The 26,355-nt window shown below is 76.1% G+C and carries 13 protein-coding genes; 6 read left to right on the forward strand and 7 right to left on the reverse strand.

The window, feature by feature from the left end; translation table 11 throughout:
- Positions 1-124 precede the first annotated feature (124 nt).
- Genes RM844_RS22265 through RM844_RS22280 form a run of 4 tightly spaced genes read left to right on the forward strand, consistent with a single transcriptional unit; the run spans position 125 to position 15,985 of the window.
- Complete coding sequence (locus RM844_RS22265) at positions 125-6,850, forward strand: non-ribosomal peptide synthetase (RefSeq protein WP_311669104.1); 6,726 nt, start codon at positions 125-127, stop codon at positions 6,848-6,850.
- Positions 6,847-12,393: a non-ribosomal peptide synthetase gene (locus tag RM844_RS22270; RefSeq protein WP_311669105.1), complete on the forward strand. Its 5,547-nt coding sequence runs from the start codon at positions 6,847-6,849 to the stop codon at positions 12,391-12,393. Before RM844_RS22265 ends, RM844_RS22270 begins: the two co-directional genes overlap by 4 nt.
- On the forward strand, positions 12,390-13,556 hold the full coding sequence (locus RM844_RS22275; protein ID WP_311669106.1) for a saccharopine dehydrogenase NADP-binding domain-containing protein: 1,167 nt from the start codon (positions 12,390-12,392) through the stop codon (positions 13,554-13,556). Before RM844_RS22270 ends, RM844_RS22275 begins: the two co-directional genes overlap by 4 nt.
- A complete protein-coding gene (locus RM844_RS22280; RefSeq protein ID WP_311669107.1) occupies positions 13,553-15,985 on the forward strand; it encodes a Gfo/Idh/MocA family oxidoreductase in 2,433 nt (810 codons plus the stop codon). Before RM844_RS22275 ends, RM844_RS22280 begins: the two co-directional genes overlap by 4 nt.
- Here the strand turns inward: RM844_RS22280 and RM844_RS22285 are convergent.
- Positions 15,975-17,225, reverse strand: coding sequence for a cytochrome P450 (locus RM844_RS22285; protein ID WP_311669108.1), 1,251 nt, complete (start codon positions 17,223-17,225; stop codon positions 15,975-15,977). The genes RM844_RS22280 and RM844_RS22285 overlap by 11 nt on opposite strands.
- Positions 17,226-17,444: 219 nt before the next feature.
- Here RM844_RS22285 and RM844_RS22290 point away from each other — a divergent pair, with 219 nt between their 5' ends.
- Both RM844_RS22290 and RM844_RS22295 read left to right on the forward strand, forming a co-directional pair.
- The gene (locus RM844_RS22290; RefSeq protein WP_311669109.1) at positions 17,445-18,236 is read left to right on the forward strand and encodes a thioesterase II family protein; all 792 of its coding nucleotides are present in this window, start codon (positions 17,445-17,447) and stop codon (positions 18,234-18,236) included.
- Positions 18,237-18,253: 17 nt separating this feature from the next.
- Entirely contained in the window at positions 18,254-18,985 is a 732-nt protein-coding gene (locus RM844_RS22295; RefSeq protein ID WP_311669110.1) for a class I SAM-dependent methyltransferase, read from the forward strand.
- A gap of 57 nt (positions 18,986-19,042) precedes the next feature.
- Here RM844_RS22295 and RM844_RS22300 read toward each other — a convergent pair whose 3' ends face one another.
- The 6 genes from RM844_RS22300 to RM844_RS22325 form a co-directional block, all read right to left on the reverse strand.
- The gene (locus RM844_RS22300) at positions 19,043-19,714 is read right to left on the reverse strand and encodes a VOC family protein (protein ID WP_311669111.1); all 672 of its coding nucleotides are present in this window, start codon (positions 19,712-19,714) and stop codon (positions 19,043-19,045) included.
- Entirely contained in the window at positions 19,711-20,625 is a 915-nt protein-coding gene (locus RM844_RS22305) for an anchored repeat-type ABC transporter permease subunit (protein ID WP_311669112.1), read from the reverse strand. The genes RM844_RS22300 and RM844_RS22305 overlap by 4 nt, the downstream gene beginning before the upstream one ends.
- A complete protein-coding gene (locus RM844_RS22310) occupies positions 20,625-21,368 on the reverse strand; it encodes an anchored repeat-type ABC transporter ATP-binding subunit (protein ID WP_311669113.1) in 744 nt (247 codons plus the stop codon). The genes RM844_RS22305 and RM844_RS22310 overlap by 1 nt, the downstream gene beginning before the upstream one ends.
- Positions 21,365-22,363 carry a choice-of-anchor M domain-containing protein gene (locus RM844_RS22315; protein ID WP_311669114.1) on the reverse strand — a complete coding sequence of 333 codons (999 nt, stop codon included), beginning with the start codon at positions 22,361-22,363 and terminating at the stop codon, positions 21,365-21,367. Before RM844_RS22315 ends, RM844_RS22310 begins: the two co-directional genes overlap by 4 nt.
- Before the next feature lie 59 nt (positions 22,364-22,422).
- On the reverse strand, positions 22,423-24,009 hold the full coding sequence (locus tag RM844_RS22320; RefSeq protein ID WP_311669115.1) for an anchored repeat ABC transporter, substrate-binding protein: 1,587 nt from the start codon (positions 24,007-24,009) through the stop codon (positions 22,423-22,425).
- A gap of 65 nt (positions 24,010-24,074) precedes the next feature.
- Complete coding sequence (locus RM844_RS22325; protein ID WP_311669116.1) at positions 24,075-26,108, reverse strand: choice-of-anchor M domain-containing protein; 2,034 nt, start codon at positions 26,106-26,108, stop codon at positions 24,075-24,077.
- Between the last annotated feature and the right edge of the window lie 247 nt (positions 26,109-26,355).

Consider the following 26,355-nt stretch of genomic DNA (forward strand, 5'->3'; position numbering starts at 1 on the left):
ATGATTATCATCTTTACATAAGCTCCCGGAAGCGCGGCCGACGACCCCGACGACCCCGCGAGCACGACGACCCAGCCAGCGGGCCGGCCCACGCGCCGCCCCCTGAAGGAGGCGCGCAGCACCCGTGACCGACGCAACTGGAACCCGAAGGACGGCGGTGGCGGAGCCCGAGGTCCGCGCCGCCGTCGCCGCCCTGCTCGACCTGCCGGCCGACCAACTCGGCGCCGGGGAGGACCTGTTCGAGCTGGGCCTGGACTCCCTGGGGCTCATCAGGCTCACCGCCGAGTGGCGTCGCCTCGGCCTCGCGGTCAGCTTCGAGGAACTGGCCGAGGCCCCGACCCTGGCCGCCTGGACCCGCCTGCTCGCCGCGGCCGCCGCCCACCCCGCCGCCGCCCCCGACCCCGCCGAAGGCCCGGCCGCCGGAACCGCCGGAACCGCCGGAACCGCCGGAACCGCCGGAACCGGCCGAGGCCCGACGGCGGACCCGGCGGAGCCGTTCCCGCTCGGCCCGATGCAGCACGCCTACTGGATCGGGCGCCGCGACGAACAGCCGCTCGGCGGCGTCGGGGCCCACTTCTACGCCGAGTTGGACGGCACGGACGTCGCCCCCGACCGGCTCGCCGCCGCCGTCACCGCGCTGCGCGCCCGGCACGAGACGCTGCGCCTCACCGTCCTCGACGACGGCCGGCAACGCGTCACCGACCGCCGCGTCGAACCGCCCGTCACCGTGCACGACCTGCGGGCGCTGCCCGCCGAGGAGGTGGCCGGGACCCTGGACCGGCTGCGCGACGCGCACACCCACCGCCGGCTGGACGTGGAGCGCGGCGAGGTCCTCGACGTCGCGCTCAGCCTGCTCCCCGGCGGGGCGACCCGGCTCCACCTCGACCTCGACATGGTGGCGGCGGACGCGGCCAGCATGCGCGTCCTACTCGCCGACCTCCAGCGGCTCTACCGCGACCCGGCTGCCCGACTCCCTGCCCTCACCACCCGCTACGCCGACTACCTCAGCCGGGTCGCCGCGGCGCGCGCTGCCGACCGGGAGGTCGCCGCCGCCTGGTGGGCCGAACGCCTCCCCACCCTCAGCGGGCCGCCCCAACTCCCAGCCACGATCGACCCGTTGAGCCCGGAGTCGAGCGACGCCCGCTACCGCCGCACCACCCGCCTGCACCACCGTCTGGACCGCGACCAGACCGCGGCGCTGCACGCGGCGGCCCGCCGCCACGGGCTGACCCCCACCGCCGTGCTGGCCACCGCCTTCGCCGAGGTGATGGCCGCCTGGAGCGCCGAGCCCCGGTTCTTCCTCAACCTGCCGCTCTTCCACCGCGACCCGGGCACCCCGGACGCCGACCTGCTGGTGGGCGACTTCAGCAGCTCCATCCTGCTGGAACTGGACCTGACCAGCGCGCGCCCGTTCGCCGACCGGGCCGCCGACCTCCAGGCCCGGCTGCGGGCCGCCATCGCGCACGGCTCCTACACCGGGGTCGAGGTGCTGCGCGACCTGACCCGCGCGGCCGGCGGCACCCCCGTGCTGGCGCCCGTCGTCTACACCAGCGCGCTCGGCCTCGGCGAGGTCTACGACCGCCCCGTGCGCGAGACGTTCGGTGAGCCCTCCTGGATCATCTCCCAGGGCCCCCAGGTCTGGCTGGACGCCCAGGTCACCGAACTCGACGGCGGCCTGCTGCTCAACTGGGACGTGCGCGAGCACGCCTTCGCCCCCGGCACCGTGCCGGCCGCGTTCGACGCCTACCGGGCGCTGATCGAGGGCCTGGTGACCGAGCCGGACCGCTGGCGGCGGCCGGTCGGCCCGCAACTCCCGGCCGCCCAGCGCCGGGTGCGCGACCTGGTCAACGACACGGCGGCCGACATCCCCAGGACCGCGCTGCATGCCGGCTTCCACCGCGCCGCCGCCCGCCACCCCGAACGGGTCGCCCTGATCGACGAGTCGGGCACCGCCCGCGACTACGGCTGGCTGGCCCGACGGGCCGGCCAGGTCTCCGCCCTGCTGGCCGCCGCCGGCGTGCGGACCGGCGACACCGTGCTGGTCAGCCTGCCCAGGGGCGCCGCCCAGGTGGCCGCCGTGCTCGGCGTGCTCGGCGCCGGCGCCAGCTACGTCCCGGTCGGCGTCGGCCAGCCAGGACCGCGCGCCGCGCGGGTGCTGGCCGCCGCCGACGCCACCGCCGTCCTCACCGACACCGCCCACCGGGACCGCTGGCGGACCCCGCCGGCCGGGACCGCGCCCGCCGTGCTGGCCGTCGAGGATGCCGACCGCCTCGACCCGGCGCCGCCGGTCCTCGACCTGCCGGCCGACGCCCTCGCCTACGTCATCTTCACCTCCGGCTCCACCGGGGAGCCCAAGGGGGTCGAGGTCTCCCACCGGGCCGCCATGAACACCCTGGGCGCCATCAACGCACGGTTCGACGTCGGCCCGGCCGACCGCGGCCTGGCCCTGGCCGAGCTGGACTTCGACATGTCGGTCTACGACCTCTTCGGACCGCTATCGGCCGGCGGCTCCGTCGTCCTGGTCGGCGAGGCGGCCGAACGGGACGCGCCGCACTGGGCCGCGCTGATCCGCGAGCACGGCGTGACCCTGGTCAACTGCGTGCCCGCGCTGCTGGACCTGCTGCTGACCGCCGCCGAGGCCACCGACGCCGGCCTCGGCGACACCCCGCGCCTGGTGCTGCTCGGCGGCGACTGGGTCGGCCTGGACCAGCCGGCCCGGCTGCGCGCCCTGGCGCCCGCCGCCCGGTTCGTCGCGCTGGGCGGCATGACCGAGGCGGCCGTCCACTCCACGGTCTGCGAGGTGACCGAGGTGGACCCGGCCTGGGCGTCCGTCCCGTGGGGCGTGCCGCTGCCCAACATGCGGGCCCGGGTGGTCGACGAGCGGGGCCGGGACTGCCCCGACTGGGTGCCGGGCGAACTGTGGCTCGCTGGCGCCGGCCTGGCCACCGGCTACCGGGGCGACCCCGAGCGCACCGCGCTGCGGTTCGTCCAGCACGAAGGGCAGCGCTGGTACCGCACCGGGGACCGGGCCCGCTACCGGGCCGACGGCGTGCTGGAGTTCCTCGGCCGCACCGACCACCAGGTGAAGCTGCGCGGTCACCGGATCGAACTCGGCGACGTCGAGGCCGCCGCCACCGCCCACCCCGAGGTGACCGCGGCGGTGGCGCTGATCACCGGCGACCCGGCCCGGCTGGCCCTGGTCGCCGCCGGCCGGGCCAGCCGGGACGAGCTGCGCGACACCCTCACCGAGGCGCTGCCCGGCTACCTGGTGCCCGCCCAGCTCACCGTCGTGGAGCGCCTGCCGCTGACCCGCAACGGCAAGCCCGACCGGGCCCGCGCGGCCGAACTCGCCGCCGGTGAACGGGCGGTGGCCGCCGGCGACCCGCCCGCCGGCTGGGCCGAGACGGTGACCGCCCGAGTGTGGGGCGAGGTGCTGGACGTGCCGGACATCGGCCGCACCGACTCGTTCTTCGCCCTCGGCGGCGACTCACTCCTCGCCACCCGGGTGATCGTCGCCCTGCGCCGGGCCGGGGTCGGCGGCGCCGGCGTCGCCCGGCTCTTCTCCCGGCCCCGACTGGCCGACTTCGCCGCCGACCTGACCCGCCAGCGCGCCGTCGACGACCTGCTGGCCCAAGGCGACCCGGCCCGCCGGCACGAGCCGTTCCCGCCCACCGACGTGCAGCGCGCGTTCTGGATCGGCCGCGACGACCGGTTGCCGCTGGGCGGCGTCGGCACCTACCACTACAGCGAGTTCGACGGCCGGGACCTCGACCTGCCCCGCCTGGAACGGGCCTGGCGCCGCCTGATCGAGCGGCACCCCATGCTGCGCGCCGTCTTCGACGAACGGGGCCGGCAGCGGGTGCTGCCCACCGTGCCCGACTACCGGATCGCCGTCACCGAGGTCGCCACCGAGGCGGCCGCCACCGCCGAACTCGACCGCCTACGCGCGGAGTCCTCGCACCGCCGGCTGGACCCCACACGCTGGCCGCTGTTCGACCTGCGGGCCGTCCGCTACCCACACCCCGGCGGCACCAGGACCCGGCTCGCCATCGGCCTCGACTACCTCGTCCTCGACGGGGCGTCCATCATCCTGCTCTACGGCGAACTCGACACCCTCTACGCCGACCCCGACGCCCAACTCCCGCCCATCGACGTCACGTTCCGCGACTACGTGCTGGCGGCCGTGCCGGACGCCGACGCGGTGTCCCGGGCCCGCGCCTACTGGCTCGCCCGGCTGGACACGCTGCCCGCCGCGCCGGCGCTGCCGCTGGCCAAGGACCCGTCGGCGCTGGCCCACCCGCACTTCACCCGCCGCGCCCGACCACTGGCCGCCGACCGCTGGGCCCGGCTCCGCCAGCGCGCCGCCGACCACCAACTCACGCCCTCCGTGGTGCTGTTGCTCGGCTATGTCGAGGTGCTGGCCGCCTGGAGCGACCGGGCCGGCGTGACGGTGAACCTCACCCTCTTCAACCGGATGCCGGTGCACCCCCACATCCACCGCGTCGTCGGCGACTTCACCTCCGTCTCCCTGATCGGACACCGCCCGGCCCCCGACGAGCCGTGGCTGGCCGCCGCGCACCGCCTGCAACGGGTGATGGGCGAGGACCTCGACCACCGCGAGGAGTCCGCGATCTGGCTGATGCAGGAACTCGCCCGCCGCACCGGCACCGTCGAGGCCGCCATGCCGGTGGTCTTCAGCAGCTCCGTCGGCGTCGGCGACCGGGCCGCCAAGGACCTCTCCGCCGCCTTCCCCGCCAAGGTGTTCGGCATCTCCCAGACCCCCCAGGTGATGCTGGACAACCAGGTCACCGAGGCGGCCGGTGGCATCGTCGTCAGCTGGGACGCCGTCGAGGAACTCTTCCAACCGGGCGTGCTGGACGCCATGTTCACCACCTACTGCCGACTCCTCGACCACCTGGTGGACGCCGACTGGGCCGGCCCGCTGCCGCTGGCGCCGCCACCCGAACAGCTCGCCCGGCGCGCCGCGTTCACCCCCGAGCCGGCCCCGGCCGCCGAACCGACTCCGGCCCCCGACCGCTCCCGGCCGGCCGAGACCCTGCACGCCGCCTGCTTCCGACGCGCCGCGGACGCCCCCGACCGGCCGGCGCTGCGGTGGGCCGACGGCGCGCTCAGCCACGGCCAACTCGCCGGCCGCGCCCTGCGGATCGCCGCCGGCCTCGCCGCCCGCGGCGTGCGGCCCGGCGACACCGTCGCCCTGGCCCTGACCGCCGGCCAGGACCAGGTGGCCGCCGCGCTCGGCGTGCTGCGGGCCGGCGCCGCGTTCGCCGCCGTCCACCCCGGCACCGACGCCGAGGCGCGTCGCGCCCGCTACCTGGCCGCCGACGCGGGCACCGTCCTCGCCGACGGGCCCCAGCCGGTCGGCCCCTGGCGGACGGTCAGCTGGACGGAGCTACTGGCCGCCAACGACACGCCACCGCCGCTGGACGTCGAGAACCCGGACGCCCCCGCCCACGTCGTCTTCGCCGGCACCGACACCGCCCCACGGGCCGTGCGCCACTCGCACCGGGCCGTCCACCCCACGCTCGCCGCGCTGCGCGACCGGTTCGGCGTCACCGAGCACGACCGGTGCCTGGCGCTGCTCGAACTCGACCGCCCGCCGGCCCTGTTCGACGTCATCGGCCTGCTCGGCGCCGGCGCGGCGCTGGTGCTGCCGACGCCCGCCGAACGTGCCGACCCGGCCACCTGGCGGCGGCTGGCCGCCCAGCACGAGGCCACCGTCTGGCACGGCACCCCCCACCACCTCGACCAGCTGCTGGCCGAGCCGCCGGTCGCCGCCGCCAGGCCCCGGCTGCTCCTGGCCTCCGGCGGGCGGATACCACCGGACCTGCCCGCCCGTGCCAACGCCCGCGCCGACGCGTTCGCCGCCCTGACCACCGTCCCCGGCGGCACCCTCTGGACCACCCAACTGGCCCTCGACCCCGGGCCGGTCACCGAGCCGGCCACCGCGGGTCCGGCCGGCCAGCCGCCGACCGCACCGCCCAACGGCCCGAGTCCCACGGGGAGTTCCGGCCCCGACGCCACCCCGGCCGTGCCGCGCGGCACCCCGCTGCCCGGGCAGCGGCTGCGGGTGCTGGACGCGCTCGGCGGCGACTGCCCGGACTGGGTCGTCGGCCAGCTCCACCTCGGCGGCCCCGGCCGGTCGCCGTCCCAGCCCGACGCACCCCCGCCGGGGCCCGACGGGGCGCACTGGTACCCCACCGGCACCCGCGGCCGGTTCCGCCCGGACGGCACCCTGGAGCTGCTCGGCGGCCCCGAGCGGCGCATCGCGGTGGCCGGCCGGCCGGTCGAACTCGACGAGGTCGAAGCCGTGTTGGTCGAGCACCCGGCCGTCGCCGAGGCGGCCGTCGTGCCGCTGGAGACCGAGCACGGCCCCCGGCCGCACGCCTTCGTCGTGCCCCGCGGCGCCGCCCCCGACGACCTGCCGCGCCATCTCGGCGCCCGGCTGCCCGCGCACGCCGTGCCCGGCGCGGTCGGCGTCCTGACCGAGCTGCCCCGCACCCCGGACGGCCGGACCGACCTGGCCGCCCTGGTCGGCGCCGCGGCCGCCGCCGCCGGGCCGGCCGGGCCGCCCGGCACCGCGACCGAGAAGGAGATCGCGGCCGTCTGGTCCGAGCTGCTGGGGCGGCCGGTCACCGACCGGCACGCCAACTTCTTCGCCGAGGGCGGCGACAGCCTCACCGCCCTGCGCCTGGTCGCCGCCGTCAACGCGGCCCTGGGCGTGGACATCCCGGTCCGCGCCTTCCTGGCCGCCGCCACCCTGGCCGACCTGGCGACTCGGGCCGACAGCGCCCAACCCACGCACCACCTGGAAGAAAGCGGAACGATATGACAGCCCAGCAGATCGTCGCCGAGCTGGAGCAGGACGGCATCCGGCTCTGGGCGGAGGACGGAGCGCTCCGCTTCCGGGCCCCCCGGGGCGCGTTGACCGAGGAGCGGCGGGCCACCCTGCGCGCGCACCGGGACGAGGTGCTGGCCCATCTCACCGCCCGGGCCGCCGCCGCCCGGATCACCCCCGACCCGGCCGCCGCGCACGCCCCGTTCCCGCTCACCGACATCCAGGCCGCCTACCTGGTCGGCCGGAGCGAGGCCTACGGCTACGGCGGGGTCGCCTGCCACGTCTACCTTGAGCTGGCCTACCCGGCCGACACCGACCAGGACCGGCTGACCGCCGCCTGGTGGCAGCTGGTTCGGCGGCACCCGATGCTGCGGGCCACCGTCCACCCGGACGGCTCCCAGGAGGTGCTGCCCGAGCTGCCGGAACGGCCCCTCGAACGGCGCGACCTGCGGGGCGCCGCGGCCGAAGCGGTCGCGGCGCGGGTCGCCGAGGTGCGGGACGAGCTGGCCACCCGGGTGCCGGCCACCGACCAACCCCCGCTGTGGGAAGCCAGGTTGACACACGGCGACGACGCCCTGCTGCTGCACCTGTCGATGGACCAGCTGATCGTGGACTACGCCAGCCTGCTGCTGGTGCTGGCCGAGTTGGAGGACATTTACCACGGCCGGCCGCTGCCCGAGCTGGAGATCGGCTTCCGCGACTACGTGCTGGCCCGCCGCCAGCAGACGTTGACCGCCGAGTACGACCGGCACCGCGCCTACTGGCTGGGCCGGCTGCCCGAGCTGCCGGGCGCCCCCGAGCTGCCGCTCGCCGCCCGGGCGGACGCGCCGGGGCCGTTCACCCGCCTGGAGACGGTGCTCGACCCGGCTCGCGCCCGGGCGTTCGCCGAGCACGCGGCGGCCCACGGGCTGACCGTCTCCGGCGCCGTGCTCACCGCCTACGCCGAGGTCGTCGGCCGCTGGAGCGGCAGCCCGCGCTTCCTGCTGAACGTGCCGACCTTCACCCGGCTGCCGTTGCACGCGCAGGTCGACCAGCTCGTCGGCGACTTCACCGCCGTCGAGCTGCTGGAGGTTGACCTGGGCCGGGAGCAGGACTTCGCCGACCGGGCCGGCACCCTCGGCGCCACCCTGCTGGACGACCTCTCCCACGGGCTGTTCACCGGCAGTCAGGTGCTCGCCGAGCTGAGCCGCGCGGGCGCCGCCGGGCCGCTGCTGATGCCGGTCGTCTTCACCAGCACCCTCGGCTCGGCCACCACCCGGCGGCCCGCGGGCGAGGTGCGGTACGCCAGGACCCAGACCCCGCAGGTCTGGCTGGACTGCCAGGTGATGGAGCGCGGCGACCGGCTCGCCCTCAGCTGGGACGTCCGGCAGGGGGTGCTGGCCGACGGCACCGCCGAGGACATGTTCGCCGCGTTCACCGCGCTGGTCACCACCCTCGCCGACGACCCGGCCGCCTGGCGCGCGCCGGCCGCCGTGCCGCTGCCGGCGGCCACCCGCGCGGTCCGCGAGCGGGTCAACGCGACGGCCGCCCCGGTGCCCAGGGCCCGGCTGCAGGACGCGGTGCTGGCGACCGCCGCCCGGGTCCCCGACCGGATCGCCGTGCTCGCCCGCGACCGGGCCCTCACCTACCGGGAGTTGGCGGCGCACGCGCACGGCGTGGCCCGGGCGCTGCGGGCCGCCGGCGTCGGGCCGGGCGACACGGTGGCGATCACCACCGAGAAGGGCTGGGAACAGCCGGTCGCCGTGCTGGGCACGCTGCTGGCCGGCGCCGCCTACCTGCCGCTGGACACCAACCAGCCCCGGCTGCGGCGGGACGCGATTTTCGCCGACGCCAAGGCCGCCGCCGTGCTCAGCCAGTCCTGGCTGACGCCGGACGCGCACTGGCCGGCCGACCTGCCGGTGCTGCCGGTGGACGCCACCCCGCCCTCGGCCACCCCCGTGGACGATCCCGGCACCGGGCCGGACGACCTGGCCTACGTGATCTACACCTCGGGCTCGACGGGCGCCCCCAAGGGCGTGCTGACCACGCACGCCGCCGCCCTGAACACCGTGGTCGACATCAACCGCCGGTTCGCGGTCACCGCCGACGACCGGGTCTTCGCCCTCGCCCAGCTCGGCTTCGACCTGTCCGTGTACGACATCTTCGGGCCGCTCGCCGAGGGCGCCGCGCTGGTCCTGCCCGACCCCCAGCGGCGGGGCGACCCGTCCAGCTGGGCCGAGCTGGTGCGGGCCGAGGGCGTCACGGTCTGGAACTCCGTGCCCGGGCAGCTCCAGATGCTCCACGACTACCTGCGGGCCGACGACCCGCCGCTGCCCTCGCTCCGGCTGGCGCTGCTGTCCGGCGACTGGATCCCGCCCCGGCTGCCGCCGGCCGTGACCCGCTGGGCACCCGCCGTCGAGGTGCACAGCCTGGGCGGGGCGACGGAGGCGGCCATCTGGTCGATCCACCACCCGATCCGCCCGGAGGACGCCGAGCGGCCCAGCGTGCCCTACGGGCGGCCATTGGCCAACCAGACCTTCCACGTGCTGGACGGGGCGCTGCGACCGCGCCCCGACCTGGTGCCGGGCGAGCTGTACATCGGCGGGGTCGGCCTGGCCCAGGGCTACCTGGGGGACGCGCCGCGGACCGCCGAACGGTTTGTCCACCACCCGGTGACCGGCGAGCGGCTCTACCACACCGGGGACCTGGGCCGCTACCACCCGGACGGCACCATCGAGTTCCTCGGCCGGGACGACCAGCAGGTCAAGGTCCGCGGCTACCGCATCGAGCTGGGCGAGATCAGGTCGGCGGTGGAGAGCCTGCCCGGCGTGGCGGCCGGCGCCGTGGTGGTGGCCGGCGGCCGGGGCGACACCGCGCGCACCCTGGTCGGCTTCGTCGAGCCGGCCCGGCACGACCCGCCCCCGCCGCCGCCTGCCTGGTGGGGACCGGCGACCGACCGCGCCCTGGCGGCCGCCGTCGCCGACCTGGACATCGCCCAACTCGCGGCGTTCCGCGCCGCGTTGGGCGACGCGGCGCGGGCCGCCACGGCCGCCGCGCTGGCGCCGGCCTTCGCCCGCGCGGCCGGGCCGCGGGACGCCGCCACGATCTGCGCCGACCTCGACGTGCGGCCCGCGCACCACCGGCTGGTGCGCCGCTGGCTGCGCGGCCTGGCCGCGGCCGGCTGGCTCACCGAGCAGCCGGACGGCGGCTACCTGGGGCTGCGCGCCCCCGACCCGGCCGCCGTCGCCGAACGCTGGGAGCGGGCCGCCGCCCTGGAACGCGCCGCCGGCTGGAGCGCCGAACTCCTCGCCACCGTGCGGGGCTGCGCCGACATCCTGCCCCGGCTGCTGACCGGCCGGCACGACGCCGCCGAACTCCCCTTCGCCGGCGCCTCCCCGGCGGCGCTCGCCGCCGCCTACCGGGACAACGCCCCCGCCCGCGCCCTGCACCGGGTGCTGGCCGCCGGCGTCGCCGACCTGGTCAGCCACCACCAAGGGGCGGAGGCGCCGCGGGTGCTGGAGGTCGGGCTGCGGGGCGGCGGCGCGGTCGGCGAGGTGCTGGCCGCCCTCGACGCGGCCGGCGCCGGCCCCGTCGACTACCTGGCCACCGACCCATCGCCCCGGCACCGGGCCGAGGTCGAGGGCCGCTTCACCGACGACCCGCGGGTGCGCGTCGCCGACCTCGACCCGGCGGCCGAACCGCGTGCTCAGGGCCTGGCGCCCAACTCCTTCGACGTGCTGGTCTGCGTCGGCGTGCTGGACAACCTGCCCGACGTGCCGGCCGCGCTGCGCCGGCTGCGGTCCCTGGTGGCGCCCGGCGGCTGGCTGGTCCTGCTGCAGAACACCGACGACGACGACCCGGCGGTGCGGGTCTCCACCGAGTTCCTCGCCGAACACGCCGGGCCCTTCGCCGACCTGCGCGAGGCGGCCGAGCAGACCTTCCTGCACGCCGACCAGTGGGCCGCACTGCTCACCGAGGACCGCGGCCGGCTGCTCGCCAGCTACCCGCCGGCCGGCCCGGTCGCCGACGCCTTCGGGCAGCGCCTGTTCTTCGCCCAGCCCAAGCCGGACCGGGCCCCCGTCACCCCGGCCGCGCTGACCGAGCACGCCGGGCAGCGGCTGCCCGAGTACGCGGTGCCCACCCGCTGGCAGGTGCTGGACGCGCTGCCCCGCACCGCCAACGGCAAGGTCGACCGGGACACGTTGACGACCTGGGCGGCCAACCCCGAGCAGAGCGGCGGCACTTCGGGTGGGCAGCGTCCCCGCGACGACCTGGAGCGCGCGCTGGCCGCCCTGTGGGCCGAACTGCTCGGCCGGGACGACGTCGGCCGCGACGACGACCTCTTCGCGCTCGGCGGCGACTCGCTGCTGGTGGCCCGGATCGTGGGCCGCCTCCGCGAGGGGCTGGCCGGGGTGGAGGACGGCGAGTGGGACCTGGAGTGGGAGGTCGTGCTGCGGCACCTGCTGCGGGAGCCGACCGTCGCCGGGCTCGCCGGCTACCTGCGCGGCCTGGGCCCGGCCGGCGAGAGCGCCACCGGCGCCGAGGCCACCCCGGTCGTCCCGCTGCGGGCCGGCGCCGGGCCGACCACCGTGCTGGTGCACGCCGGCACCGGCACCCTGTTGCCGTACCGCCCGCTGATCACCCGGCTGCGCGCGCTGGCCGGCGACCACGCCCTCGTGGGGCTGGAGATCCCGGAGTTGGACGGGTTCCTCAACGCGGACGCCACCGGGCTGATCGACCGGATCGCGGCCCGCTACGCCAGGGCCCTGCTGGACGCCGGGCACGAGCGCTTCGACATCGTCGGCTACTGCGTCGGCGGCGTCATCGCCACCGAGGTGGCGCGGGTGCTCGCCGACGCGGGCGCCGAGGTGCGCGGCCTGACCGTGATCAGCAGCCACAGCCCGACCTTCCGGATCGACGACGAACTGCTGTCGGAGTACTCCTTCGCCCTGATGATGGGCATGGACCTGGCGCACCTCGGCTTCCCCGCCGACCAGCGGCGGGTGGGTGCCGCGGTGGCCGCCGTGCTGGACCGGTCGCCGGACGCCGTCGCCGACGGCGCGATCGCCGACCTCGACGGGACGTACGCGGACATCGGGGCCGCGTTCGCCGCGCTGGAGGCGCTGCCCCGGATGGCCAGGGTGACCCGGATGGTGGCCGCGCTGCCGCCCGAACTCGCCGACACCTACCAGCCGGAGGGGCTGCTGCGCGCGCTGCGCACCTACCAGCAGTCCACCTTCGCGCTCAGCCGGCACCGGGCCGAACCGTACGCCGGGGACATCACCTTCCTGCGGCACAACGGCGCCTACCCGTTCCCCGGCAGCGCCGACACCATCACCGACCACTGGGCCCGGATCTGCCTGGGCGAGCTGCGCACCCGCGACATCCCGGGCGAGCACTTCACCTGCATGACCGGCGAGAACGTGCCCACCGTCGTGGACCACCTGACCGAACTGATCGAGGGAATCAAGGGCGACGTGGAGAACTCGGGCGACGTGGGGAACTCGGGCGACGTGCCGAGCGAGGTCAACGTGGGGAACGAGGGGATGCCGTCGTGATCGCCGTACTGGGAGCCTCCGGCGAGGTCGGCCGGCACGCGGTCGCCGCGCTGGCCACGGCCGGCGTCGGGCCGCTGCGGCTCGGCGCCCGTGACCCGCGGGCGATCGCCGTCGACCCCGCCTGGCGGGAGGTCGAGACCACCGCCGTGGACGCCACCCGCCCCGAGGCGCTGGCCGCCTTCTGCCGGGGCGCCCGCCTGGTCCTCAACTGTGCGGGGCCGAGCTACCTGTTGGGGGACCGGGTGGCCAGGGCGGCGCTGGCCGCCGGCGCCGACCACGTGGACGTGCTGGGCGACGACCCGGTGGCCGAGGCGCTGCGGGCGGCCGGCCAGCCGGCCACCGACCGGACCGTCGTGCTGTCCGCCGGCACCGTGCCCGGCCTGTCCGGGCTGCTGCCGCGCCACCTCGCCGCGGCGAGCGCCGCCGAGGCCACCGCGGCCAGCACGCTGACCGTGCACGCCGGCGGGCTGGAACGGGCCACCACCACGGTCGCCGCCGACATCCTGCTGTCGCTGCGGTCCGGCGGCCCCGACGGCCGGCCCTACGGCCAGCCGATGGCGCGCTGGCGGCTGGGCCGGCGGGAGGCGCGGGCGCTGCGCGCCGAGGAGGAGACCGAGGTGCCGTTCTTCCCCGGCCGGGTCGCCACCCACCCGCTGCTCACCGCCGAGCTGGAACGGGCCGCCACCGCCCTGGGGTTGACCGAGGCCAGCTGGTACAACGTGTTCCCCGGCGCCCAGGTGCGGGCGCTCTTCGGCACGCTGCCCACGCTGCCGGTGGACACCGAGGAGCGGCGGGCGGCCGTGGTGGACCGGGTGTTGCGGGCCAGCGAGCTGGACCTCGCCGGCCGCACGCCGTTCTACCGGCTGGTGGTCGCCCTGGCCGGGCCCGGCTGGCGCCGCACGGCGGTGGTCAGGGCCGCCGACAGCTACCGGATGACCGGCGCGGTCGCCGCGCTCACCGTGCGGGCCGTGCTGGCCGGCCGGGTGCCGCCGGGGGCGCACTTCGCCGCGGCGGCCCTCGACCCGGGCGAGGTCATCGCCGGCCTGACGGAGACCGGCGCCGCCGGCGTCGCCGTCTACCGCACCGAGGCCGACGAGGCGCCGGACGGGGCCGGCGGCCCGGCCGGGGCGACGGCGGGCGGCTTCGAGGACGGTGCGCTGTGACGGGGCGGATCGGCCCGGGCCGGCCGCTGCGCACCGTGGTGGCCGGCACCAACTTCGGCCGCTTCTACGTGGACGCGGTGCGGGCCCACCCCGGGTTTGAGCTGGCCGGCATCGTCTCCCGGGGCGGCGCCCAGTCCCGCGCGCTGGCCGACCGGCTGGCGGTGCCCTGCTACGCCTCGGTGGACGAGCTCCCCGACACGGTGGACGCCGCCTGTGTGGTGGTGCCGGCGGCGGTGATGGGCGGCTCCGGCACCGAGCTGGGCCAGGAACTGCTCCGGCGCGGCGTCCACGTGCTCCAGGAACACCCGCTGCACCCCGACGAGTTGGCCGCCTCGCTGCGGCTGGCCCGCTCGGTCGGCCGGCAGTTCCGGGTCAACACCCACTACCCGCACGTGGCGTCGGTGCGGCGGTTCCTGGCCGCCGCGGCGGCGCTGCGCGCCCGGCAGCCGGTGCTGTTCGTGGACGCCGCCGCGCCGGTGCACGTGCTGGCCCCGCTGGTGGACATCCTCGGTCGGGCGCTGGCCGGGCTGCGGCCCTGGCGCCTGGGCGACCCGGCGGCGGTGCCCGACGGGGTGCGGGCCGCCGCCGACGGGGCGGCGCCGCTGCGGCTGCTGCCCGGCACGGTCGCCGGCGTGCCGCTGACCCTGCGGGTGCAGAACCAGCTGCACCCGGGCGACCGGGACAACCACGCGCTCTTCTGGCACCGGGTCAGCGTCGGCACCGAGGGCGGCGTGCTCACCCTGGCCGACACCCACGGCCCGGTGCTGTGGCACCCGCGGCTGCACTCACCCCGGGACGCCGGCCACCGGCTGGTCTTCGAGCCCGGGCCGGGCGCCGAGGGGCTGCTGCTGCCGGCCAGCGAGACGCTCGATGGAGACGGGCCGCCGCCCTCGTTCGCCGAGGTGTTCGCCGACTGGTGGCCGGCGGCGGTGGGCGTCGCCCTCACCGAGTTCGCCGACGCGATCGGCACGGGCGCCGACCCGCTCCGCGCGGCCGGCCACGACCTGGCGGTCTTCGCGTTCTGGCGCGACCTGATGGCCCGGCTCGGCCCCCCGGAACTGATCCGCCCCGGCCCCCCGACCCCCCTCGCCGCCAGTGACCTGTGGCCCGGGCCGGGTGCCGCTGCCGCGGACGCGGCAGGCGCCGGGCCGGTGGGTGGTGCCGTGGGTGACGCGGCCGGCGGTGCCGCGGACCCGGCGGCTGAACGGCGCGAAGCCGGAACGCGAACCGGTGCCGGTGCCCGGGGCAGCACCCTGGACGGGGCCGGCGACGGTGCCGAAGTCCCGGGCGGTGCGGTGGACATGGCGGCTCGTCGAGCCGGAGCCCCGGGTAGCGACCTGGACGGGTCCGTGCACGGGGCCGTGGCTGACGACGTCGAGGAAGGCACCCTGGGCGGTGCCGGCGGCGGTGCCGAAGTCCCGGGTGGTGCGGCGGACATGGCGGTTCGTCGAGCCGGAGCCCCGGGCAGTGCCCTGGACGAGTGCGTGAACGGCGCCGTGAAGGGTGCCGGAGCCGGAGGCCAAGTCCCGGCTCGGGGCACGGGCGTAGCGGCTCACCGGGCCGGAACCGGAGCGCGAACCGGTGCCGGTGCCCGGGGCAGCGTCCTGGACGGCGCCGGAGACGGTGTCGCGGCGTGCGGCACCGAGGACGGCGTGCGGGAGGCCGTCGGCGATGCCCCGGGGGCCGGGTACGAGGGGCCGGCCGAGTTCTTCGATCTCGGGGCGCGGGAGCACACCGACCGCACCGGGCCCGCCGTGGTGGCCGCGTTGGCCGGCCTCGATCCGGCCTCCGGGCCGCTGCTCGACATCGGCGCCGGTACCGGCCTGGTCACCCGGCACATCGCGGAGGCCTTCCCGGCGTGCGAGATTGTCGCCGCCGAGCCGGCCGCCGGGATGCGGGCGATCCTCACCGCCCGTCTCGCCGAACGCCCGGACCTGGCCCGCCGGGTCACCGTGCTGCCGGCCGCCGCCCACGAGGTGGCGCTGCCGGAGCGGCTGAGCGGCGCGGTGCTCTGCGGCGTGCTGGGCCATCTCGCGCCGGCCGCCCGGCGGGCCCTGCTGACCGGGCTCGCCGCCCGGCTGGCGCCCGGCGCGCCGCTGGTCGTGGAGGTGATGGGGCTGACCACGCCGGTCTCGATGCCCCCGACCCGGCTGCGCCGGGCCACCCTGGGGCGGCTGCGCTACGAGTGGTGGATGTCCGGCGAGCCGTCCGGTCCGGAACGGATGCGGCTGGCGACCAGCTGGCGGGTCTTCGACCGGGACCGGCTGGTGCGCGAGGTGCGTGACCACTACCACTGGCACACGGTGAGCCTGCCCCAGCTGGCCAGGGAGAGCGGCCTCACCCTGCACCCGCCGCCCGCGCCGCACCCGACGCTCGTTCCGCACCTCGGCGTGCTGCGAGGTGCGGAACGAGCCGGGGTCACCAGGTGACGAGCACCTGCTCCGGGCCGAACGCGATGCCGTCCTGACGGAATCCGACCTCCGCCAGCGGTACGGCCGGGCGGAGCGTCGGAATTCGGTCGAGCAGGGTGCCGATCGCCACGTTGAGTTCCAGTCGGGCGATGTTCTGTCCGACGCACTGGTGCACGCCGTAGCTGAATGCGACGTGCTGTTTTTCCGCGCGCCCGAGATCAATCGTCTCGGGCGCGCGAAAAACCTTCGGGTCGTGATTTGCGGCCGCAAGAAGTGGAATGATGCCGTCCCCGGCGGGAATGGTCTGCCCGCCGACCACCAGGTCTTCCGTCGCGGTGCGCAGGGCGATCGAGTCGCCCACCGAGAGGGCCCGCAGCAGCTCTTCGACGGCCGCCGGCAGCAGGGTGTGGTCGGCGCGCAACGCGCGCAGTAGCTCGGGCTGGTGGAGCAGCGCCAGCACGCTCAGCGCGATCTGGTTGGTGGTGGTCTCCCAGCCGGCCACGATCAGGATGGCGAGCGTGGTGACCAGCTCCTCGCGGCTGACCTGCCCGGGGCGCAGCTGCTCGACGACCAGCCGGCCCAGCAGGTCGTCGCCCGGCTCGGCGGCCGCGGCCCGCTCGCCGACCACGTCGTCCACGACGGCGCTCAGGGCGCCGATGCCCGCGCTGGCCCCGGCGGCGGTGCTGGCGCCGCCCCCGAACACCTGCGAGCCCAGCGCCCCGGTGATCCGCCGGAACGCCGGGTCGGTCCGCCGTACCCCGACCAGCTCGCACATCACCGTGCTGGAGACGGTGTGCGCGTAGTGCCGCACCAGGTCGGTCGGCGGGCCGAAGGCGAGCAGCTCGTCCACCCGCTCGTCCACGATCCGCTGGATGTCCCGGCGCATCCGGCGGGCCTTGCGGACCGTCATCTGGGCCAGCAGCATCCGCCGGAACCTGGTGTGCTCCGGCGGGTCCATCCGGATGAAGGGCCGGGCCCTGGCGCCCACTTCCTGCTCGCCCTCGACCAGGGCCGGGAAGTTGGGATGGCGGATGTCGGCGCTGACCCGGGGGTCGGCCAGCACCGCGCGGACCTCGTGGTGCCCAGTCACCACCCAGGCCGGCCGGCCGGTGGGCAGCGTCACCCGGGTCACCGGGCCGGCCGCGCGCAGCTCCCGGTAGGCGGCAGGCGCGGTGAACGGACAGTCCCTGGGGATCGGGAAACGTCGCGGCGGCGTCTCGTCGGGGTGGTCGGTGGCGTCGGTGCCGAAGCCTGTCATGCGGGCCGCCCTTCATCGGTGGACAGTCATCACTAGAAAATTAACTTTGGCAAATCTGAACCCGGCTCGCGGCGGCGTGAGTTACCCGCGATGCGAGGGTGATGGGGTTTCCTTCGGGGGCTCTTGGTTGCCTGGAGATGGCAATGGCATTCATAATACTGGGGTTTCCCGAGAACGTTCGGGAGGAATTCGGTCGAGCACGGAGAAGAAGGAACGCGTATGGCGTCGCACCACCGAGACCCGGGGCCCTGGCTGCGGCGTCCCCAACCCCGCCCGGCGGCCCGGCTGCTGCTGGTCTGCCTGCCGCACGCGGGCGGCGCGGCCTCCGCTTTCCGCCCCTGGCAGGCGCTGCTGCCCGAGGAGGTGGAGGTGCTCACCGTCCAGTACCCGGGACGCGAGGACCGGTTCCCCGACCCGCTGGTGGACACCATGGCCGATCTGGTGCGCGAGGTGACCGACGCGCTGGCGCCCGTCCTGGACCGGCCCTACGCGCTCTTCGGGCACAGCATGGGCAGCGCCGTGGCCTACGAGGTCGCCCTGGAGCTGACCAGGCGCGGCCTGCCGGCCCCCGAGCGGCTGCTGGCCGCGGCCCGGCCGGCGCCGCACCGTGCCCCCGGCGGTGACGTTCACCTCAGGGGTGACGCGGCGCTCGTCGACGACCTGGTGCGGCTCGGCGGCACCCCGCGCGAGGTGCTCGCCGACCCCGACCTGCGCGCCGCGGTGCTGCGGTACGTGCGCAACGACTACCGGCTGATCGAGCGGTACCAGCCCGCGGCGCCCGAGGCACTGCCCTGCCCGGTCAGCGTGTTGGTCGGCTCGGACGACCCCGAGTGCGGCCCGCCGGACGCGCTGACCTGGGCCGCCACCACCTCCCGGCCGCTGGCGGTGACCGTGCTGGACGGGGGCCACTTCTTCCTGACCCCCCAGCGGCAGCGGGTCGCCGAGACGATCTGCCGGGACCTCGGCCTGCCCGTGCCCCGCCCGGCCAAGGCCTGGCCCAGCACCCCCTGAGACGAGAGGAACCCCCCGTGGTCGCCGACTACTACACCGCGTCCGCCGAGTTCTACGAACTGGTCGCCGCCCGCCATGTTGCCACCAGCGCCGGCCCGTTGACCACCGCGCTGGCCGGCCTCGACACGCGGCACGGCCCGGTGGTGGAGATCGGGGCCGGCACCGGCCGGGTCACCGAGGTGATCGCCCGGGCCCTGCCCGGCGTCCCGCTGATCGCCGTCGAGCCGTCCACCCCGATGCGCGCCATGCTCACCAGCCGCGTCGTCGGCGACCCCGACCTGCGGCGCCGGGTCACCATCCTCGCCGAGCCGGCCCAGCGCGTCGAACTGCCGGAGCGGATCAGCGCGGTGGTGGTCTTCGGCGTGGTCGGCCACCTGACCCGCGAGGAACGGGCCGCGCTGTGGCGGATGTTGGGGGAGCGGCTGCCGGCCGGCGGCCCCATCGTGGTGGAGCTGATGGGTGCGGGCGCGACCCGGCCCATCCCGCCGTTCCGGATGTTGCGGGAGACCATCGGGGAGCAGACCTATGAGTGGTGGACCGAGGCCGAGCCGGTGGCCGGCGACCTGATGCGGTGGCGCACCACCTGGAAGGTCTTCCGGGCCGGCCGGCTGGTCCGCACCACCAGCGACGTCTACTCCTGGGAGAACCTCACGCTGGAGGCGCTGGCCGCGGAGGCCGGCCTGACCAGCCGGCTGGTCAGCGCCGCCGGCGTCCCCGGTTCCCCGGAGATCGGCGTGCTGCACCGCTGAGCCGCCGGCGCGCGCTCCGGCGCCCAAGCCTCGGCGCGCGCCCCGCCAGCGGCCTCGCTACTCCGGCGGCAGCCCGAGCGCCGCGCTCGTCCCGTCGGGCCGGCGCAGCCAGGCCCGCAGCGGCCCGGCCGTGCCGGCCCCGATCTCGACCCGGCGGGGCAACGCCCCACACCAGGCGCGGAGTTCGTCCGCCGGCCCGGACACGTCCAGCGTCAGCCGGCCCTCGTTCGGCCCGCGCCCACGGTCCTCGACCAGGGTCGGCGGCAGGTGCGGCGCGGCCGACCAGTGGATCAGCGCCGGCAGCCAGGGGCGTTCGAAGGCCGCGCCGAGGCCGCCCAGCAGGTGGGGCGCCTCGTTGGGCGGCTCGGCCGGCACCTCCACCACCGGGTAGCCGACGCGTGCGCTGGCCGCCCGCAGTTCCGCCTCGCTCGGGTAGCGGACCACCCAGGCCACGGGCACCAGCGGCACGTCCGGGTGGGCCGCCAGCGCCGCCCGCTGGGCCTGGGCGTAGGGCGGCGCGCCCTCGGCGACCGGCGACCCGTCGGGGTAGTGCAGCTCCAGCAGTTGGCTGCCGACCGCCACCATGACGTTGGACAGGCCGGCGCCCGGGATGGCCCGGCCGCTGCCCGCCCGCAGGCCCAGCGCGGCCAGCGCTTCCTCGATCGCCGCGCGGTCGCGGGCGGCCAGCACCACGTGGTCGAGCACGGGCTCGACGGACGGTTCGGTCATGTGGGGTGTCCTCTCTCGTCGATCGCATGGGGGGACGGGGTCACCGTCGTGTGGCGCAGCCGCCGCCCGAGCCGGGCCAGCGCGCCGTGCCGGGGCGCCAGGGCCCAGGCGAGCAGGAAGAAGCCGGTGGCCACCAGCACGATCGTGCCGCCCGTCGGCAGGTCGACGCTCCACGAGAGGTAGAGCCCGACCAGCGCCGAGGCGCCGCCCAGCAGCGGGGCCAGCAGCATCATCACGCCCAGCCGGTCGGTCAGCAGCCGGGCGGTGGCCGCCGGGGTGACCAGCAGCGCCAGCACCAGGATGTTGCCGATCGTCTGCACCGAGATGACCACCGCGACCGAGACCATCACATACAGCGCCAGGTCCAGCGCGAAGACCGGCAGCCCCAGCGCGCGGGCCGACTCCCGGTCCAGCGTGACGGCCACGAACTCCTTGTGGAACAGGAACGTCAGCACCAGCAGCACCGCCGTGGAGACGGCGACCACCACCAGGTCCTCGTCCGGGATGCCGGTGATCGAGCCGAAGAGGAACTGCTGGAGCGAGCCCGAGTAGCCGGGGGCGCGGCTGATGATCACGATGCCCAGCGCGAAGGCGCCGACGAAGAACACCCCGATCACGCTGTCCTCGCGCAGCCGCCGGTTCTGCGCGAAGACCGCCACCGCCACCGCGGTGAGCACCCCGGCCACCGCGCCGCCCAGCACCAGGTTGCCCTGGACCACGAACGCCACGGCCAGCCCGGGGAAGACGGCGTGCGCGACCGCGTCCCCGATGAACGCCATGCCGCGCAGCACCACATAGCAGCCGATCACCCCGCAGACCGCCGAGGAGAGCAGCGCCACCAGCAGCGCCTTGGGCAGGAAGGCGAGCGCCGGGTTGACCAGGTCGGCGACGAACTCCTGGGGAGTGAGCATCAGTTGACCCCCAGGGTGGCCAGCAGCGGGCTGCCGGCCCGGATGCCGAACGCGGCCCGCCACAGCTCGGCGTCGCGCAGCTCCGCCGGCGTGCCGGCGGCCACCACCGTCCGGTTGACCAGGCAGAGCCGGCCGCAGGTGTGCAGGGCGGCGGCCAGGTCGTGGGTGGTCATCAGCACCGCCCGTCCCTCCCGGCTCAACGCGCCGAACAGGTCCGTCAGCAGCTCCTGCGTCGGCATGTCCAGGCCGGTGAACGGCTCGTCCAGCAGCAGCACGCCGGGCCGCAGCACCAACGCGCGGGCCACCAGCACGCGTTGCCGCTGCCCGCCGGAGAGCTGACCCACCGGCCGGTCGGCCAGCTCCGTCATGCCGACCCGGGCCAGCGCCTCGTTGACCGCCCGGTAGTCGGCCACCCCGGCGCCCCGCAGCCAGCCGATCCGCCGCACCCGCCCGGAGAGCACCGCGTCCGCGACGCTGATCGGGAAGTCCCAGGCGAACTCGTGGCGTTGCGGCACATAGCCGACCCGCTGCCGAGCCCGGGCGATCGGCGCGCCCTCGACCGTCACGGTGCCCGCGGTGGGGCGCACCAGGCCGAGCACCGAGCGCAGCAGGGTGGTCTTCCCGGCGCCGTTGGGGCCGATCAGCCCCATGAAGTCGCCGCCGTGCAGGTCGAGATCGACGTCGTGCAGCACCTGCCGGCCGCCCAGCGCCACGGCCAGGCCCCGCACCGCGAGCGCGGTCACGGCGCCCCCGCCCCGGCGTCGTCGCCGGCCGGCGCGGCGGCCAGCCGCCGGGCCCGCCGGGAGCGGGCGCCGACCGTCACCACGGCCACCAGCAGGGTCACCGCCACCGCCGCCACCACCAGCAGCACCGCCGGCAGCGACGAGTCCGCGGGCTCCTCGTCCGCCGCGTCCGCGCCCTCGGCGGCCGTCGGCTCGTCGCCGGCCGGGGCGGCGGGCTCGTCGAGGGTGGCGTCGAACGCCGCCGCCACGTCGGTCGCGTCGCCCACGGCGAACCGCAGCGGCGCCCGGTCCGCCACCCGCTCCCCGCTGATCAGCTCGGCCGACACCTCGAAGTCCAGGACGTAGACGCCGGGTTCGGTGAAGACCCAGTTCGCGTGGGTGTGCGTGTTGAGGTCCACCCACAGCTCCTGCGGGCCGGCCGCGTCGCCGTCCCACAGCACCTCGGGGGCGCCGAGGGCGCCGTTCTGCAGGAAGACCGCGAGGTGACCCGGCCCCTCGACGCCGTGCATGGTCAGGGTCACTCCGCGGTCGACCCGCTCCATCACCTCCGGGTCCTGGGTGTTCCAGCCCAGCCAGACCACCTCGGGCGCCTGGGTCTGCGGGATGACGTACAGATCGCTGCCGGGCTCGGCGTCCAGGAAGGCGAAGTCCGGTTCGTCCGGGGCCTGTTGCACGGCGGCGTCGGTGACCCGGGTCACCACGTCGGTCAACGCCCGCCACACCGGGGGCGACTGGCTGTCGTCCCGGCCCTGGACGCGCCACTGGCCGTCCACGAAGCGCGGGCCGATGTCCACGTGGCCGAGGTCGAGCACCGCCTCGCCCCGGACGTTCTCCTCCTCGGGGGCGACGGTCTGCTCCAGGTCGTCGGGCTCGTCGGGCTCGGCGGCGTGCCCGGCCGGCGCCACCAGGGCGACGGACAGCGAAGCGGCCAGCAGCGCCGCCACGAGACCGGCCCGGCGGGGCAACCGGCCGGCCAGGTCTGGGGGTTGGGGCATCGGGGGTTCCTTTGGGGGCGAAAGGGCGGGGGAGCGGGGGCCGTTCGGGCGGGGCGGGGTCAACGGAGGCAGTCCCGCAGCGAGTCGGCGTTGGCGCGCATCATCGCGACATAGCTGGTGACCTCCTCGTCGAAGGCGTCGCCGTAGATCACGCACACCGCCACGTCCCGCTCCTCGGCGAGCTGCACGAGCGTGCTGGACCGGCTGCGGAGGTTGGGCTCCAGGAAGACGGCGGGCACCGCGAGGTTGTCGAGCGTCTCGCCCAGCCGTCGGCGCTCCACCAGGCTGGGCTCGGTGGCCGGGTTGGGGGTGACGAAGCCGGCGATGTCCAGGCCGTAGGCGGCGCCCAGGTAGCCGAACGCGTCGTGGGTGGTGACCAGATGGCGCCGGGACGGCGGGATCTCGGCGACGGCTGCCGCCACGTAGTCGTCGAGATCCTCCAACTCACGGAGGTAGTCGCGGGTGTTGGCCCGGTAGTCGGCGGCGTGCGCGGGATCGATCTCGATGAGGGTGTCTCGGATGATCTGCACATAGGCCATCGCGTTGCGCACGTTCTGCCACAGGTGCGGGTCGATCTCCCCGTGCACGTGGCGGCCCAGCACCGCCTGCGGCAGCTGGTGGATCTCGTCGCCCGCCCGGCCCAGTATCCGGAACCTGGGGTCGCCGGGCACCTCGGTGAGGGCCTTGTTGGGCACCTCGATGACCGTCTCGCGGGGGTCGTGCACCTCGTGTTCGGTGCTGCGGCTCCCCTCGGGCTCGACATCGAGGTGCAGGGAGGCCGTCGGCTCGCCGGCCTGCTCCAGGTCCACCGTGACGTCGGTGTGTCCCCCGTCGAGCACGGTCGCCCCGGCCATGCCGGGGACACTGTGCGGGTCGACACCGACGGCGAAGGTGACGGTGGACTCCCCGGCCGGCACGGGCCGGGTGGTGGGGGTGGCCACCAGCTCGGCGGCCAACTGGAGCCGGTAGACGCCCGGCTCGGTGAACGCCCAGCTCATATGGGTGTGGGCGGCCGGCGGCAGCACGGCGGTGTCGTGCGCGTAGCCGTCGCCGGCGTCGAACCCGTCGGAGGAGTCGAAGAAGACCGCCGGCTCGCCGAAGGTCTCCGTCAGATAGCCGACCAGTTCGCCCGGCCCCTCAAGACCGGTGGCCTTCAGTCGTACCTCGGACGAGCGGGTGGCGCCCAACTCCTCACCGGTGCCCCGCACCCGCAGCCCCAGCCAGATGGTGTCCAGGTTGACGTTCTCCACCAGCGGGATGATCTCGGCCGCGTACCGCACCGCGCGTTCCGCCAACGGCACATGGGGCACATCGTCCGGCAGGTTGGCGTCCAGCGCCCGGATCAGGTTCTGCTCCTCCAACATCAGGTAGTTGCTGAACGCGGCGTCCGCGTAGACGATGTCCCGCACGTCCCGCAGCGTGGGCTCGTGCGAGTGCGGATCCCCGCCCTCGGGGACCAGCGACTCGACGTCCACCAACTCGCCGCCGACCTGCCGGGTCAGGTCGGCCAGGATGCCGGTGGTGGTGACGACGCTGAGCCGCCCGTCGTCCGGCGGGGTGGTCAGCCCGGCGCAGCCGCCGACCGTGCCGGCCAGCGCGGCGGCCAGGGCCAGGGCCCACGCCCCGCGTCGTCGCTTCCTGGTCATCGTCACCGGTCTCCTCTCTCGGTGCCCCGGTGGGCGGGGCCGCCGGGCCCCGCCCACCGCGGGCCTCAGGCGCGGGCGGCCCGCTGCCGGCGGGCGAGCAGGAACGCGGCGGTGCCGGCGGCCAGCAACGTGGCGCTCACGCCGGCCATCAGGAACGGCGGGACGCCGCTGCCGGTGCTGGCCAGCGGGCCGCCAGCGCCGTCCGCGCCGCCCGACGAGTCGTCGGGGAGCGCGCAGTCCGCGCCGTCGGCGGTCCTGCCGACCGTCACGGTCCGGGTGGTGGTGCCGCCCTGGGTCGAGAGCTGGTCAGGGGTGTCACCGACGGCGAAGGTGTAGGTGGCGGGGTCGCTGGTGAGGGTGTCGCCGGTGGCCGGGTTGGTGGCGGTTGCCCGGACGTCGAGGGTGTAGCCGCCCGGCTCGGTGAAGGTCCACTGGGCGTGGGTGTGCGCGGGGCTCGCCTCCCGGACGGTGCCGGGCAGCGCGAAGTCGCCCTCTTCCAGCAACGGGACGGCGCCGCCGAAGGTGTTGGTGGTGTAGAGGAAGACCTCGCCGGGCCCGTCCACGGTGGTGATGGCGATCTCGACGTCGGTGTAGCCGCTGCCGGCGGTGCCGTTGGTGTCCCAGCCGGGCCAGATCAGCTCGGGGTCCTGGGTCAGCGGCAGCAGGTAGCCGGCGGGCGCGCCCGGGTACCCGTCGGGGATCGACTCGGTGAACGCCTCCTGCTTCACGTGCAGCACCACGTCCTCGGGGGCGTGGGTGACATGGCTGCCGGTCACGTCCTCCTTGAGGTTGAGGAGCAGGTCCTCGCCCTCGGTCAGCACGTTGAAGGCGTCGATGTGCCCGTGGTCGAGGACCAGCGCCTCGGTCGGCTCGACGGGCACCTCGCGTTCCTCCTCGACGGGGAAGCACTGCGGCTCGGTGTCGCCGCCCCCGCTGGTGCCGGTCGAACCGCCGGTGCCGCCCGTGCCGTTGGACGCGTCGTCGGCGCTGCCGCCGCCGGAGCTACCGCCGGTGGTGCCGTCGCCGGTCGTGGTCCCGAACGTGGTGCCACCGCCGGTGGTGCTGCCACCGGTCTGGTCGCCCGGCTCCTCGCCGTCGTCGCCGCCCGTGCCGCCGGAGTCCCCGCCGGGGCCGCCCGGCTCCTCGCCGCCGTGGTCGTTGATCCGCACGGTCACCGGCGCCGAGCTGGCCACCACCAGGTGGTCCTCGTCCAGCAGTTCGGCCCTGAGCTGTTGGCCGTCCACCTCGGCGGTGCCGACGTAGCGGTCACCGTCGCCGCCAGGCGCGGCCTCCCACTCGGCGGCCGCGGAGTCCCGGCTGTACCAGTGGTAGTGGTCCAGCTCGGTCGCGACGTCGGGAACCGCCGTCAACTCGACCTGGTCGCCGGTGTGGTAATGGTCCGCCAGGCCCTCGACGGTCAGCCCGGTGGGTTCGGGGGCCGGCTCCTCCGGGTCGCCGACCTCGATGGTGTAAGTGGCGGGGTCGCTGGTGAGGGTGTCGCCGGTGGCCGGGTTGGTGGCGGTGGCCTGGACGTCGAGGGTGTAGCTGCCGGGGTCGCTGAAGGTCCACTGCGCGTGGGTGTGCGCGGGGGACTCCTCCCGGAGTGTGCCCGGGAGCTGGTAGCCCCCGTCGGTCAGCAGCGGGGTGACGGTGCCGAACCCGCTCAGGGTGTAGAGGAAGACGTCGCCGGGGCCGTCCACGGCGGTGATGTCGATCTCGACGTCGGTGTAGCCGCTGCCGGCGGTGCCGTTGGTGTCCCAGCCGGGCCAGATCAGCTCGGGGTTCTGGGTCAGCGGCAGGACGTAGCCGGCCGGCGAGCCCGGGTACTGCTCGGGGATCGCGTCGATCCAGGCCGCCTCCCTGACCCGCAGCAGCACGTCCTCGGGGGCGTGCCGGACGTGCGAGCCGGTCACGTCCTCGCTGAGGTCGAGGACGAGTTCGCCGCCCTCGACGGTGACGTTGAAGGCGTCGATGTGGCCGTGGTCCAGCACCAGCGGGTCGGCCGCCCGGGCGGTGCCCACGGCCCCGGCCAGCACCAGGGCCGAGGCGGTCAACCCGGCCAGGGCGGGGCGCCAACTCGGGCGTATGCGGGTGGTCATGGGGTGGGTCGCTCCTTCTGCTCGTTGGCCCGGGCGGCACGCGACGGAACGCCGGACCGGGCCGGCGCCGACAACGCGGCGGACGCCGGGGGTGAGGAGGCGGCGTGTGCGGCGGCAGTCTACGAAACGATAATCGTTTCCATCAAGCGGCCCGGGGTGCGCGGGATGGCCTGGCCGTCGCCCCCGCGGCGGGCGCCGGGCGTCACCCGACCGGATAACGCGAGCTGAGGAGGTGTGGGCGCCTGTC

The organism is Streptomyces chisholmiae (genome assembly GCF_031845445.1).
Taxonomy (GTDB): Bacteria; Actinomycetota; Actinomycetes; order Streptomycetales; family Streptomycetaceae; genus Streptomyces; species Streptomyces chisholmiae.